General features: G+C 70.1%; 12 protein-coding genes. 8 read left to right on the top strand and 4 right to left on the bottom strand.

Going from position 1 to position 13,261, the window contains the following annotated elements; genetic code table 11:
- The first annotated feature begins 8 nt into the window (after positions 1-8).
- From OH768_RS39455 to OH768_RS39445, 3 genes are read left to right on the top strand one after another with little or no spacing between them, the layout of a single operon-like run.
- Positions 9-932 (top strand): ABC transporter ATP-binding protein, encoded by a 924-nt coding sequence (locus OH768_RS39455; protein ID WP_406461051.1) that lies wholly within the window; start codon positions 9-11, stop codon positions 930-932.
- The gene (locus OH768_RS39450; RefSeq protein WP_406461049.1) at positions 929-1,705 is read left to right on the top strand and encodes an ABC transporter permease; all 777 of its coding nucleotides are present in this window, start codon (positions 929-931) and stop codon (positions 1,703-1,705) included. The genes OH768_RS39455 and OH768_RS39450 overlap by 4 nt, the downstream gene beginning before the upstream one ends.
- Before the next feature lie 46 nt (positions 1,706-1,751).
- Positions 1,752-2,762: a COX15/CtaA family protein gene (locus OH768_RS39445; protein ID WP_406461047.1), complete on the top strand. Its 1,011-nt coding sequence runs from the start codon at positions 1,752-1,754 to the stop codon at positions 2,760-2,762.
- 4 nt (positions 2,763-2,766) lie between these two features.
- Here the strand turns inward: OH768_RS39445 and OH768_RS39440 are convergent, their stop codons facing one another.
- From OH768_RS39440 to OH768_RS39425, 4 genes are all read right to left on the bottom strand, one after another.
- Complete coding sequence (locus OH768_RS39440) at positions 2,767-3,519, bottom strand: nucleotidyltransferase domain-containing protein (protein ID WP_406461045.1); 753 nt, start codon at positions 3,517-3,519, stop codon at positions 2,767-2,769.
- A gap of 18 nt (positions 3,520-3,537) precedes the next feature.
- On the bottom strand, positions 3,538-4,644 hold the full coding sequence (locus OH768_RS39435; RefSeq protein ID WP_406461043.1) for an amidohydrolase family protein: 1,107 nt from the start codon (positions 4,642-4,644) through the stop codon (positions 3,538-3,540).
- Positions 4,645-4,823: 179 nt separating this feature from the next.
- The gene (locus OH768_RS39430) at positions 4,824-5,144 is read right to left on the bottom strand and encodes a hypothetical protein (protein ID WP_406461041.1); all 321 of its coding nucleotides are present in this window, start codon (positions 5,142-5,144) and stop codon (positions 4,824-4,826) included.
- Positions 5,145-5,210: 66 nt separating this feature from the next.
- On the bottom strand, positions 5,211-6,164 hold the full coding sequence (locus OH768_RS39425; protein ID WP_406465637.1) for a heme o synthase: 954 nt from the start codon (positions 6,162-6,164) through the stop codon (positions 5,211-5,213).
- A 356-nt stretch (positions 6,165-6,520) separates the two neighbouring features.
- On the opposite strand from OH768_RS39425, the gene tkt reads away from it, so the two are divergent.
- Genes tkt through pgl form a run of 5 tightly spaced genes read left to right on the top strand, consistent with a single transcriptional unit; the run spans position 6,521 to position 13,213 of the window.
- Entirely contained in the window at positions 6,521-8,608 is a 2,088-nt protein-coding gene (tkt, locus tag OH768_RS39420; RefSeq protein ID WP_406461039.1) for a transketolase, read from the top strand.
- A gap of 34 nt (positions 8,609-8,642) precedes the next feature.
- Positions 8,643-9,761: a transaldolase gene (tal, locus tag OH768_RS39415; RefSeq protein ID WP_406461037.1), complete on the top strand. Its 1,119-nt coding sequence runs from the start codon at positions 8,643-8,645 to the stop codon at positions 9,759-9,761.
- Between the two features lie 4 nt (positions 9,762-9,765).
- Positions 9,766-11,289 (top strand): glucose-6-phosphate dehydrogenase, encoded by a 1,524-nt coding sequence (zwf, locus tag OH768_RS39410; protein ID WP_406461036.1) that lies wholly within the window; start codon positions 9,766-9,768, stop codon positions 11,287-11,289.
- Positions 11,286-12,434, top strand: coding sequence for a glucose-6-phosphate dehydrogenase assembly protein OpcA (gene opcA, locus OH768_RS39405; RefSeq protein WP_406461034.1), 1,149 nt, complete (start codon positions 11,286-11,288; stop codon positions 12,432-12,434). Before zwf ends, opcA begins: the two co-directional genes overlap by 4 nt.
- Positions 12,431-13,213: a 6-phosphogluconolactonase gene (pgl, locus tag OH768_RS39400; protein WP_406461032.1), complete on the top strand. Its 783-nt coding sequence runs from the start codon at positions 12,431-12,433 to the stop codon at positions 13,211-13,213. Before opcA ends, pgl begins: the two co-directional genes overlap by 4 nt.
- Positions 13,214-13,261: the final 48 nt, after the last annotated feature.

The raw sequence follows: 13,261 nt of genomic DNA, 5'->3' as shown, positions 1-13,261 counted from the left end.
TCGGGCCCATGCGAAGCGAGCCCGTGCTCCAGGTCCAGGCCCTGGTGAAGCGGTACGGCACGAAGACCGCGGTGAACGGCCTCGACCTGGTGGCCGATGCGGGTGTCACCGCAGTGCTAGGTCCCAACGGGGCGGGCAAGACGACCACGGTCGAGACCTGCGAGGGGTACCGGAAGCCGGACTCCGGCACGGTGCGCGTCCTGGGCCTCGACCCGGTCCGTGAGTCCGCCGCACTGCGCCCCAGAATCGGCGTGATGCTCCAGTCCGGCGGCGTCTACTCGGGCGCCCGCGCCGGCGAGATGCTCCGCCATGTCGCCAAGCTGCACGCACACCCGTTGGACGTGGACGCGCTCATCGAGCGGCTGGGGCTCGGCAGTTGCGGCCGTACGACGTACCGGCGCCTCTCCGGCGGCCAGCAGCAGCGCCTCGCGCTGGCGATGGCCGTCGTGGGCCGCCCCGAGCTGGTCTTCCTGGACGAACCGACCGCCGGCCTCGATCCCCAGGCCCGCCGCGCCACCTGGGACCTCATCCGCGACCTCCGCGCGGACGGCGTCTCGGTCATCCTCACGACCCACCACATGGACGAGGCCGAGCAACTCGCCGACGACGTCGCGATCATCGACGCCGGCAAGGTCATCGCGCACGGCTCCCCCGAGGACCTGTGCCGGGGCGGCGCCGAGAACACCCTCCGCTTCACCGGCCGCCCCGGCCTCGACGTCGGCTCCCTGCTGAAGGCCCTCCCGGCCGACTCCACGGCCGCCGAACTGACCCCGGGCTCCTACCGCGTCGGCGGCAAGGTCGACCCGCAGCTGCTCGCCACGGTCACCTCGTGGTGCGCGCAGCACGGGGTGATGCCGGAGAAGATCTCGGTCGAACGGCACACCCTGGAGGATGTTTTCCTGGAGCTCACGGGCAAGGAGCTGCGCTCATGACGACAACGATTCCCGGGACGTACACCCCGCGGCCCGGAGCGGCGCCCCTCCCCCGCATGATCACGGCGCAGGCGGCCCTCGAAACGAAGATGCTCCTGCGCAACGGCGAGCAGCTCCTCCTCACGGTGGTCATCCCGACCCTCCTGCTGGTCCTGTTCAGCTCGGTGGACATCGTCGACACCGGAAAGGGCAAGTCCGTCGACTTCCTCACCCCCGGCATCCTCGCGCTCGCCGTGATGTCGACGGCGTTCACGGGCCAGGCCATCGCGACGGGCTTCGAGCGCCGCTACGGCGTCCTGAAGCGCCTGGCGTCCTCCCCGCTCCCCCGATGGGGCCTGATGACCGCCAAGACGGCGTCGGTCCTGGTCACGGAGATCCTCCAGATCATCCTGCTGACGGCGATCGCGTTCGCGTTGGGCTGGTCCCCGCACGGCAACCCGGCGGCCGTCCTGTTCCTGCTGATCCTCGGCACGGCGGCCTTCTCGGGCCTGGGCCTGCTGATGGCGGGCACCCTGAAGGCGGAGGCCACCCTCGCCGCCGCGAACCTGGTGTTCCTGCTGCTCCTGGTCGGCGGCGGGGTGATCGTGCCGATGGACAAGTACCCGTCGGGAGTCCAGGACGTGCTGGGCCTCCTGCCCATCTCGGCCCTCTCGGACGGCCTGCGGGACGTGCTGCAGCACGGGGCCGGGATGCCGTGGGGGGACCTGGGGATCCTGGGCGTGTGGGCGGTTGCGGGGCTGGGGGCGGCGGGGGCGTTCTTCCGCTGGGAGTAGGCCTGTTCCGGACCCTCGTGAAAGCGTGCACAAGCGGCGCCCTACGATGGTCCCCGTGCCAAACGTGACCCACGCCGACGTCGTAGCCGCCGTGCGCAACCCCCTCGCCTTCATCGCCGCGCGCTGGACCCCGGATCCCCGGACGGTTCAGCGGGCGGCTCTCGCCGCGCTCGTCATGTCGGTGGTCATCGTGGTCACCGGCGGTGCCGTGCGGCTGACGGGATCGGGGCTCGGCTGCCCGACCTGGCCCAAGTGCACGGACGACTCGCTGACCACGACCAGCGCGATGGGCTTCCACGGTGCCATCGAGTTCGGCAACCGGATGCTGACGTACGTCCTGTGTGCCGCCGTCGGCTGGGCGATCATCGCCGCGCGCTCGGAGAAGCCGTACCGACGCAGCCTCACCCGGCTGGGCTGGGCGCAGTTCTGGATCGTGATGAGCAACGCGATCCTCGGTGGGATCGTGGTGCTGGTCGGCCTCAACCCGTACACGGTCGCGGCCCACTTCCTGCTCTCCTCGGCGCTGATCGCGGTCGCCACGCTGATGTGGCAGCGCAGCCGGGAGGGCGACGCGGAGTCCAAGCCGCTGGTCGGCAAGGCCGTGCAGCAGCTGGTGTGGTTCCTGGTGACCGCCTCCATGCTGCTGATCGCGGTCGGCACGGTGGTGACCGGCGCGGGCCCGCACGCGGGCGACTCCAAGGAGGTCGAACGGATCCCGATCGACTGGGAGACGGTCGCCAAGCTGCACGCGGTGCTCGCCTGGATCGTGGTCACGCTGACGTTCGCCCTGTGGTTCGTCCTCAAGGCGGTCGACGCCCCCAAGGGCCCCCTGGACCGCACCCGTGAGCTGTTCCTGATCCTGCTCTCCCAGGGCGTCATCGGTTACGTCCAGTACTTCACGAACCTCCCCGAGGCCCTGGTCGCCCTCCACATGCTCGGCTCCTGCCTGGTGTGGATCGGGGTGCTGCGGGTGCTGCTGTCGCTGCGCGAGCGGTCGGCGGTCGTGGCGGACCTGCCGGGGCCGTCGGTGGAACAGTCACTGCCCACGCGCGCGTGAGTCATCACCCGTAGCGGGTGACCAACTCGTCTATCGCCGGGCCGAGATAGGCCCGGGTCAGCTTCGCCCGGCGGTCGGGCCAGTCGCCCTCCCCGGAGCGGGGCGAGGACGGTACCGGATCGTCGTAACGCCGCCGTACGACGTCCTCCACGACCTCCACCGGGGCCCCGAGGCCAGGCAGTACGTCGAGTGCCTCGCGCTTGGTGATGAGGCGGCCCTCCCGTCGGGTGACCGTCGCGCGGGCGAAGGTGGTCAGGCCCAGGTCGACCCAGATGTCCTGGCGCCAGAGGTGCGCCTTGTCGACGGACGGCCGCCAGAACTCCCGCTGGTCGCGTACGACGAACTCGCCCAGCTCCTGGTCCGTCACGGCCGGCAGCAGCTCCTTCGGTGATCCGCCCTGCAACACCCGCCCGAAGTCGTGCAGTTCACGCCGGGTGACAGGCGTGACCGGCCGGCGGGTGACGTGGTCGTGGGCCCAGGTGAGGTGGCGCTGGTTCGGGGCGTCCTGGGTGCCGGGGGCGAGGTAGCTGCAGTGCAGGTGGGTGGCGAGGGGGTCGGTGCGCAACCCGCGGTGCAGGGCGACGAGTTGGCGGGCGGTGCTCGGCTTGAGGGGATGGTCCAGGATGGCTATCAGGTCCAGGTCGCTGCGGCCCTCCTGGTAGTCGCCCCCGGCGAGCGAACCGTGGGCCCACACGGCGACGGGCTTCAAAGGGGCCAGTTCGTTCAGGAAGCGGTCGAGCAACGCGTCGGTCGGCATTGGCCCAGTCTGTACAGCTCACTCCAGCCCGTACACCCTCTTCGCGTTGCCGACCGCGATCAGTCCCGCCACCCGCTGCGCGTCGGCCAGCGACCAGGCCCCTTCGGCCACCCAGTTGCCGAGCACCCGCCCGAGCGCCTCGCGGAACAACCGCGCGCCCACGACATGCAGTTCGGGCAGCCCGTGGGCCCCGCTGGAGAACAGGATCTTGCCGAAGGGGGCCAGCTCCAGGATCTCGGCGAGCACCGTCGCGGCGCGGGCGCCGGTGCGGACGAGCGCGGCGCCCGAGTCGGCGTAGACGTGCGGGAAGACGCCCGCGAGATGGGCCGCGTGCCGGTGGTAGGGGTAGCTGTGCAGCAGCACCAGGTCCGTGCCGAGCCCGGCCGTCGCGCGTACGAAGTCGGTGAGCAGGACGGGGTCGGTGCGGTCGATCCGCAGGCCCGGTTCGCCCAGTCCTGCGTGCAGTTGGAGGGGCAGCCCGGACGCTACGGCGATCCACAGCAGGTGTCGTAGGAGTACGGGATCGCTGAGCGCGCCGCCGACCCTGCGGCCTGCCAGCCAGCGGCTCGCCGCGCCCCGGACCTCGCCAGGGCCGGGCGGTTCGGGCGCGAGCGCGAGACCGTGCCGTACGCCCGCCACGGAGGTGAAGGCCACCGCGCCGGCCGCGGCGCCGTGCACCGACTCGGCGAGGTTGGCGAGAAAGGACTCGACGGTGCCGGAGGTGTCGGCGACCTGTTCCGCGAGGAGTTCGAGGCGGACGATCTCCCGCGCGTCCGCCTGGCCGGCCGTCGCCATCTCGGCGGGCCCGGTGAGGTCGCCGGGCAGGCCCGTGTCGATCAGATACGTCGTGACGCCACTGCCGCGCAGCAGCCTGCGGCCCGCTTCCAGTACGCCGAGTTCACGGCGCCGGGCGAGATAGCGGGCGGGCGGGCAGTGCGGCTCCAGACCGAGGAGGGGCGGGCACCATCGTCGTACGGCGAATCCGGTCTGGGTGTCGAAGAGGGTGGTGCCGGGGGCGGGTGGGCCCTCGGTGCGGGCGAGTTGGGCCTCGAAGGTGCCGAGGCCCAGCTCCGTTCTCAGTACGCCGTGGCAGTACTGGTCCACGAGGGACGGCGTTTCGATCATCCGGGCTCCCCGTGACAGTGACTGCGTCGCTTGTACGGGGCCTAACGGGTGAACCGGGGGTGAGGTGTTGCTCGTACGCACCCCGTGTGAGGGGGCGCCATGGGGAGGGGGTGCGGGTTCGTCAGCGATCGACGGTCCGTGGGGGCTGGTCGCGCAGTTCCTCGCGCCCCTTTGGGGCGCTACCCTCCGACCTGGATTCCCGCCATCCGCTTCCACTCGTACCGCCCCGTCGTCACCTTCGCCGCGAACTCGCCGTCGAAGGCCTCGTGGACGGTGATGCCGGACTTCTCGACGGCCCGCTGGGCGATCTCGTAGGTCGTGGCCACCAGGTCGCCCCAGCCGCCGTCCTCGCCCACGAGGACGATGCGGGCGCCGCGTTCCCCTATGTACGCGACCTGGCCCTCGGCCCCGCCGTGCGCCTTGGAGAAGGTGCCGATCTGCTTGGCGAGGCGGGCCACCTGGCGCTCGGCCTTCGCGTCAACCTGCTGCGTGTCTGCCATGGCCAGGATGCTACCGACGGGTAGATCGAACGGCGACGGGCGGGGGGAGTGACTCCTGCCTCAGGCCTATCGCAGGAAGGGGTCCACCGCGATCGCCACGAAGAGGATCGACACATAGGTGATCGACCAGTGGAACAGGCGCATCTCCTTGAGCTTGCCGCCCGTCACCTCGGACTTGGCCCGGTTCTGCAGGCCGTGTGCCTCCCACAGCCAGAAGCCGCCGGCCAGCAGCGCGACCAGGGTGTAGAACCAGCCGGTGTAGCCGAGGGGCGTGAGGAGGAGGGAGACGGCGACCATGACCCAGCTGTAGATCACGATCTGCCGGGCGACCACCTTGTTGGAGGCCACGACCGGGAGCATCGGCACGCCCACGCGCGCGTAGTCGTCCCTGACCTTCATGGAGAGCGGCCAGTAGTGCGGCGGCGTCCAGAAGAACATGACGAGGAAAAGAATGATCGGGGCCCAGGACATGGAGTCCTTTACCGCCGACCAGCCGATGAGGACGGGCAGGCAGCCGGCGATTCCGCCCCACACGATGTTCTGCGAGGTACGTCGTTTGAGGATCATCGTGTAGACGACGACGTAGAAGAGGAGCGCTCCGAGCGCGAGCCACGCGGACAGCCAGTTGACGGTCAGACCGAAGAGGAGTGTCGAGACGACGGCGAGGGTGATGCCGAAGGCGAGGCACTCGCGGGGGCTGACCATCCCGGTGACGAGGGGGCGCTGCGAGGTGCGGTCCATGAGCGCGTCGATGTCGCGGTCGATGTACATGTTGAGCGCGTTCGCGCCCCCGGCGGAGAGATAGCCGCCGAGGCAGGTGAGGAGGACCAGCTTGAGGTCGGGCACACCCTGCTGGGCCAGGAACATCACCGGAACGGTGGTGATCAGCAACAGCTCGATGATCCGCGGCTTGGTCAGCGCCACGAACGCCATGACCCGGGCCCCGATCGGCCGCCGGCTCGGGCTCTGACTCGCCCCGACAATCCCCGCTGGACGGGATTCAACGGCCGTCACGCACACCCCTGACAGAGACATCCCAGCAAGCCTCCGGGTGTGAACTCCCCGTAAAGGCTCGCGCGTACCACGCCACTGTAGACGTTGCCCAGACCCGGACATTCGCGGGGGTGGGGTCGTGTTGGGCACCGCCCCCGGAAGAGCTGATCAGCACTCTGTTGAGCACTCGAACGAGCACCTCCGTATTCAGTTGCCGAATACGAAACAGGCCAGTCGGGAGGCGGATCCGCGAGAGTCCCGGCAGTCTGGAATGACTCGAAAAAATGCACGTTCTTACGGGGGTAGGCTCGACAACGGCCGGTGGGCGCCAAGTGCACCGGCATCCGACATGCGTGACATGTGGAGAGGAGCCCTGACTCAGGGTGAGCACCAAGCCGACCACCACAGACCTCGAGTGGACCGAGTTGGACCAGCGGGCCGTGGACACCGCCCGCGTCCTGGCCGCCGATGCCGTACAGAAGGTCGGTAACGGCCATCCCGGTACGGCCATGAGCCTCGCGCCCGCCGCCTACACCCTCTTCCAGAAGGTGATGCGGCACGACCCCGCCGACGCCGACTGGGTGGGGCGCGACCGGTTCGTGCTGTCCGCCGGCCACTCGTCCCTGACCCTCTACACGCAGCTCTATCTGGCCGGTTTCGGCCTGGAGCTGGCCGACCTGGAAGCGTTCCGCACCTGGGGCTCCAAGACTCCGGGTCACCCCGAGTACGGCCACACCACCGGAGTGGAGACCACCACCGGCCCGCTGGGCCAGGGTGTCGCCAACGCCGTGGGCATGGCCATGGCCGCCCGCTACGAGCGCGGTCTGTTCGACCCGGACGCCCCGCAGGGCGAGTCTCCGTTCGACCACTACATCTTCGCCATCGCCGGTGACGGCTGTCTCCAGGAGGGCATCTCCGGGGAGGCGTCCTCGCTCGCCGGCCACCAGGAGCTCGGCAACCTGATCCTCCTGTGGGACGACAACCACATCTCCATTGAGGGCGACACCGAGACAGCGGTCTCCGAGGACACCGTCAAGCGCTACGAGGCCTACGGCTGGCACGTCCAGCGCGTCGCCCCGAAGCCGGACGGCGACCTTGACCCGCACGCCATCTACAACGCCATCGAGGCCGCGAAGAAGGTGACGAACAAGCCGTCGTTCATCGCGATGCGCTCGATCATCGCCTGGCCCGCGCCGAACGCGCAGAACACCGAGGCCGCGCACGGCTCGGCGCTCGGCGCCGACGAGGTCGCGGCCACCAAGCGCGTTCTCGGCTTCGACCCGGAGAAGTCCTTCGACGTCTCCGACGACGTCCTCAAGCACACCCGCCAGGCGCTGGAGCGGGGCCGCGATGCGAAGGCCGCGTGGGAGCCGTCGTACCAGGAGTGGCGGGCCAGCAACCCGGAGCGCGCCGCCGAGTACGACCGCATCTCCGCGGGCGAACTGCCGGTCGGCTGGGAGGACAAGCTCCCGGTGTTCGAGGCGGGCAAGGGTGTCGCCACCCGTGCCGCGTCCGGCAAGGTGCTCCAGGCGCTCGGCGCGGTCATCCCGGAGCTGTGGGGCGGCTCGGCCGACCTCGCGGGCTCGAACAACACGACGATCGACAAGACCTCGTCGTTCCTCCCGGCGGACAACCCGCTGCCGGAGGCGAACCCCTACGGCCGCACGATCCACTTCGGCATCCGCGAGCACTCGATGGCCGCGGAGCTGAACGGCATCACCCTGCACGGCAACACCCGTGTCTACGGCGGTACGTTCCTCGTCTTCTCCGACTACATGCGCAACGCGGTCCGTCTCTCCGCGCTGATGCACGTACCGGTGACGTATGTGTGGACGCACGACTCGATCGGTCTCGGCGAGGACGGCCCCACGCACCAGCCGGTCGAGCACCTGGCCTCGCTGCGCGCCATCCCGGGCCTGAACGTGATCCGCCCGGCCGACGCCAACGAGACCGCGATCGCGTGGCGCGAGGTCCTGCGCCGCTACACCAAGGTCTACGGCGAGGGCGCCCCGCACGGCTTCGCGCTGACGCGCCAGGGTGTGCCGACGTACGAGGCCAACGAGGACACCGCCAAGGGCGGTTACGTCCTGTTCGAGGCGTCCACGGGTACGCCCGAGGTCATCCTCATCGGTACCGGTTCCGAGGTGCACCTGGCCGTGGAGGCCCGCGAGCAGCTCGAAGCCGACGGAGTACCGACGCGGGTCGTGTCCATGCCGTGCGTGGAGTGGTTCGACGCGCAGGACAAGGAGTACCGGGACAGCGTGCTGCCGCCGTCGGTCAGGGCGCGGGTCGCGGTCGAGGCCGGGATCGGTCTCACCTGGTACCGGTTCGTCGGGGACGCCGGTCGCATCGTTTCCCTGGAGCACTTCGGGGCTTCCGCCGACGGCAAGGTGCTCTTCCAGGAGTTCGGCTTCACTGCCGAGAATGTGGCCGCCAAGGCCAGGGAATCCATCGCCGCCGCCCAGAGCTGACGCTGACAAACGACACGTAGGAGATGCATTTTCCATGACAGACGCACTCAAGCGCCTCTCCGAGGAAGGCGTCGCGATCTGGCTGGACGACCTGTCGCGCAAGCGGATCACGTCCGGCAACCTCGCCGAACTGATCGACCAGCAGCACGTCGTGGGCGTCACCACCAACCCGTCGATCTTCCAGAAGGCCATCTCGGCGGGCGACGGTTACGAGCAGCAGCTCGCCGACCTCGCCGCCCGCAAGGTCACCGTCGAGGAAGCCGTCCGCATGATCACGACGGCGGACGTCCGCGACGCCGCCGACATCCTGCGTCCGGTCTACGACTCGAGCGGCGGCCAGGACGGCCGGGTCTCCATCGAGGTCGACCCGCGCCTTGCGCACAACACGGCGGCAACCATCGCCGAGGCCAAGCAGCTGGCCTGGCTGGTGGACCGTCCCAACACCCTCATCAAGATCCCGGCCACCAGGGCGGGTCTCCCGGCGATCACCGAGGTCATCGGCCTCGGCATCAGCGTCAACGTCACGCTGATCTTCTCGCTGGCGCGCTACCGCGAGGTCATGGACGCGTTCATCTCCGGCCTGGAGAAGGCCAAGGAGCGTGGCCTGGACCTCTCGAAGATCCACTCGGTGGCGTCCTTCTTCGTGTCCCGGGTGGACACCGAGATCGACAAGCGGATCGACGCGCTGGGCACCGACGAGGCCAAGGCCGCCCGCGGCAAGGCCGGTCTCGCCAACGCACGGCTCGCCTACGAGGCGTACGAGGAGGTCTTCTCCTCGGACCGCTGGGCCGCCCTCGACAAGGCGCAGGCCAACAAGCAGCGTCCGCTGTGGGCCTCGACCGGCGTCAAGGACAAGGCGTACAAGGACACCCTGTACGTGGACGACCTGGTGGCGCCGAACACGGTGAACACCATGCCGGAGGCCACCCTCGAGGCCACCGACGACCACGGCCAGATCACCGGCAACACCATCTCCGGTACGTACGAGCAGTCCCGCGCCGAGATCGCCGCCGTGGAAGCGCTCGGCATCTCGTACGACGAGGTGGTGCAGCTGCTGGAGGACGAGGGCGTCGACAAGTTCGAGGCGTCCTGGACCGACCTGCTCAAGTCGACCGAGGCGGAGCTCTCGCGCCTCGCCCCCTCGGAGGGCTGAAACCTTGTCGAGCAGCAACCCGCTGCGTGACCCCGCCGACCGACGGCTCCCGCGCATCGCGGGGCCGTCGGGCCTGGTCATCTTCGGCGTCACAGGCGATTTGTCACGCAAAAAGCTGATGCCCGCCGTGTACGACCTCGCGAACCGGGGCCTGCTGCCGCCGGGTTTCTCGCTCGTCGGCTTCGCCCGGCGCGAGTGGGCCCACGAGGACTTCGCGCAGGAGGTCCACGACGCGGTCAAGGAGCACGCCCGTACGCCGTTCCGTGAGGAGGTCTGGCAGCAGCTCGTCCAGGGGATGCGCTTCGTCCAGGGCACCTTCGACGACGACGACGCGTTCGAGCGGCTGCGCGACACGATCGACGAACTGGACAAGGCGCAGGGCACAGGCGGCAACTTCGCCTTCTATCTGTCGGTGCCGCCGCGCTCCTTCCCGGTCGTCATCCAGCAGTTGAAGAAGCACGGGCTGGCCGACCAGGACAAGGGTTCCTGGCGCCGCGCGGTCATCGAGAAGCCCTTCGGTCACGACCTCAAGTCGGCCGAGGACCTCAACAAGGTCGTGCACGAGGTCTTCGCCGCGGACCAGGTCTTCCGCATCGACCACTACCTCGGCAAGGAGACCGTCCAGAACATCCTGGCGCTCCGCTTCGCCAACACGATGTTCGAGCCGATCTGGAACCGGTCCTTCGTGGACCACGTGCAGATCACCATGGCCGAGGACATCGGCATCGGCGGCCGGGCCGGCTACTACGACGGCATCGGCGCCGCCCGTGACGTCATCCAGAACCACCTGCTCCAGCTGATGGCGCTGACCGCGATGGAGGAGCCTTCCTCCTTCTCCGCCGACGCGCTGGCCGCCGAGAAGGAGAAGGTGCTCGGCGCGGTACGGCTACCGAAGGACCTGGGCAAGAACACGGTCCGCGGGCAGTACGCCGAGGGCTGGCAGGGCGGCGAGAAGGCCGTCGGCTACCTCCAGGAAGACGGCATCGACCCGCAGTCGAAGACCGACACCTACGCCGCCATCAAGGTCGAGGTCGACAACCGCCGCTGGGCGGGCGTCCCCTTCTACCTGCGCACCGGCAAGCGTCTTGGCCGGCGCGTCACCGAGATCGCGGTCGTCTTCCAGCGCGCCCCGCACTCCCCCTTCGACCAGACGGCGACGGAGGAGCTGGGCCAGAACGCCATCGTCTTCCGCGTCCAGCCCGACGAGGGCGTCACGGTCCGCTTCGGCTCCAAGGTGCCCGGCACCTCGATGGAGATCCGGGACGTCTCCATGGACTTCGCCTACGGCGAGTCGTTCACGGAGTCGAGCCCCGAGGCGTACGAGCGGCTGATCCTCGACGTCCTCCTGGGCGACTCGAACCTCTTCCCGCGCACCGAGGAGGTCGAGCTGTCCTGGAAGATCCTCGACCCGATCGAGCGGTACTGGGACAAGCACGGCAAGCCCGCGCAGTACCAGTCCGGCACCTGGGGTCCGGTCGAGGCGGACGAAATGCTCGCACGAGAGGGACGGAGCTGGCGCCGGCCATGAAGATAGACCTCACCGACACCACTGCCAGCAAGATCAACAAGGGGCTGGTGAAAGCCCGCCGCGCCATCGGTACCCCGGCCGTCGGCATGGTGCTCACCCTCGTCGTCGTCACGGACGAGGAGAACGCCTACGACGCCCTGAAGGCCGCCAACGACGCGTCGCGCGAGCACCCCTCGCGCACGCTCGTCGTCATCAAGCGCGTCTCGCGCTCCCCCCGGGACCGCACCCAGTCCCGCCTCGACGCCGAGGTCCGGGTGGGCACGGACGCGGGCAGCGGCGAGACGGTCGTCCTGCGGCTGTACGGCGAGGTCTCCGACCACGCCCAGTCCGTGGTGCTGCCGCTGCTGCTGCCGGACGCGCCAGTCGTCGTCTGGTGGTCGGTGGACGCGCCGCGCGACCCGGCGAACGACCCGCTGGGCGCCCTGAGCCAGCGCCGGGTCACCGACAGCTATGCGGCGGAGAAGCCCGTCGACGAGTTGCGGTCCCGCGCCGAGAGCTACGAACCGGGCGACACCGACCTGGCCTGGGCCCGGATCACCCCGTGGCGTTCGATGCTGGCCGCCGCGCTCGACCAGGTCTCCTCGGAGATCGTCTCCGTCGAGGTGGCGGGCGAGGAGTCCAACCCGAGCGTCGAACTGCTCGCGATGTGGCTCGCCGACCGGCTCCATGTGCATGTCCGGCGGGCGATCTCGGCCGGTCCCGGTCTGACCCAGGTGCGCCTGGAGACGACCGGCGGTCCGATCACGCTGCACCGGTCGGACGGGGCGATGGCCACCCTGGCGCTGCCCGGCCAGCCGGACCGCGCGGTGGCGCTCAAGCGGCGCGAGACGTCCGAGCTGCTCGCGGAGGAGCTGCGCCGGCTCGACCCGGACGACACGTACGCGTCCGCGCTGCGGTTCGGCGTGGACCGGCTGGGCGGGATCCAGTCGGCGGCGGAGCGGGCCGAGGCGGCTGCCGACCAGCCCGTGCCGGCGCTGCCGGTCCGCGCGGTACCGGAGGCGGCGCCCGCGTCGGCTTCGGCGTCTGCTTCCGCATCGGGTTCGGCTTCGGCGTCCGCTTCGGCCTCGGCTTCGGCCGATCACGGCGATGCCGACCGGCCCACCCCGGCGAAGATGCCCCCGGTGAAGAAGGCTGATCCGCAGTGAGCACTCCCCAACTCGTCGTCCACCGCGACAAGGAACTGATGGCCCAGGCCGCCGCGGCCCGGCTGATCACGAAGATCGTGGACGCGCAGGCCTCGCGCGGCTACGCCTCGATCGTGCTCACCGGCGGTCGCAACGGCAACGGTCTGCTGGCGGCTCTGGCGGGACAGCCCGCCCGGGACGCCATCGACTGGGCCCGGCTGGACCTGTGGTGGGGCGACGAGCGGTTCCTGCCCGAGGGCGACCCGGAGCGCAATGTCACCCAGGCCCGCGAGGCGCTGCTCGACGCGGTGCCGCTGGACCCGAAGCGCGTGCACGCCATGCCCGCGTCGGACGGTCTCTACGGCGCCGACGTGGACGCCGCGGCGGCCGGTTACGCCGAGGAACTCGCCCGGTCCGCCGGTCCCGAGAACCACGGCTCCGTCCCGACCTTCGACGTCCTGATGCTGGGCGTCGGCCCGGACACCCATGTGGCGTCGCTCTTCCCGGAGTTGCCCGCCGTACGGGAGACCGAGCGCACGGTGGTCGGCGTGCACGGCGCGCCCAAGCCGCCGCCGACCCGGGTCACCCTGACCCTGCCGGCGATCCGCTCCGCGCGTGAGGTGTGGCTGCTCGCGGCGGGCGCGGACAAGGCGGAGGCCGCGGCGATCGCCCTGTCGGGCGCGGGCGAGATCCAGGCACCGGCCGCCGGCGCCCAGGGCCGCTCCCGCACCCTGTGGCTGCTGGACGCGGCGGCGGCCTCACAGCTGCCGCGCGCACTGTATCCGCCGGCTTCGGCCTGACCCCGGCAACCTGCCGAAGAGCCCGTACGACGTCTGCCGTACGGGCTC

The organism is Streptomyces sp. NBC_01622 (assembly GCF_045209635.1).
Taxonomy (GTDB): domain Bacteria; phylum Actinomycetota; class Actinomycetes; order Streptomycetales; family Streptomycetaceae; genus Streptomyces.
The sequence above is the reverse complement of the archived record's forward strand: the minus strand, read 5'-3'. Positions and strand labels throughout refer to the sequence as shown.

What these genes read in the sequence shown, in the direction of transcription:
- OH768_RS39455 (WP_406461051.1), top strand. Translation starts at nt 9, where the DNA reads ATGCGAAGCGAGCCCGTGCTCCAGGTCCAGGCCCTGGTGAAGCGGTAC.
- OH768_RS39450 (WP_406461049.1), top strand. Translation starts at nt 929, where the DNA reads ATGACGACAACGATTCCCGGGACGTACACCCCGCGGCCCGGAGCGGCG.
- OH768_RS39445 (WP_406461047.1), top strand. Translation starts at nt 1,752, where the DNA reads ATGGTCCCCGTGCCAAACGTGACCCACGCCGACGTCGTAGCCGCCGTG.
- OH768_RS39440 (WP_406461045.1), bottom strand. Translation starts at nt 3,519, where the DNA reads ATGCCGACCGACGCGTTGCTCGACCGCTTCCTGAACGAACTGGCCCCT.
- OH768_RS39435 (WP_406461043.1), bottom strand. Translation starts at nt 4,644, where the DNA reads ATGATCGAAACGCCGTCCCTCGTGGACCAGTACTGCCACGGCGTACTG.
- OH768_RS39430 (WP_406461041.1), bottom strand. Translation starts at nt 5,144, where the DNA reads ATGGCAGACACGCAGCAGGTTGACGCGAAGGCCGAGCGCCAGGTGGCC.
- tal (WP_406461037.1), top strand. Translation starts at nt 8,643, where the DNA reads ATGACAGACGCACTCAAGCGCCTCTCCGAGGAAGGCGTCGCGATCTGG.
- opcA (WP_406461034.1), top strand. Translation starts at nt 11,286, where the DNA reads ATGAAGATAGACCTCACCGACACCACTGCCAGCAAGATCAACAAGGGG.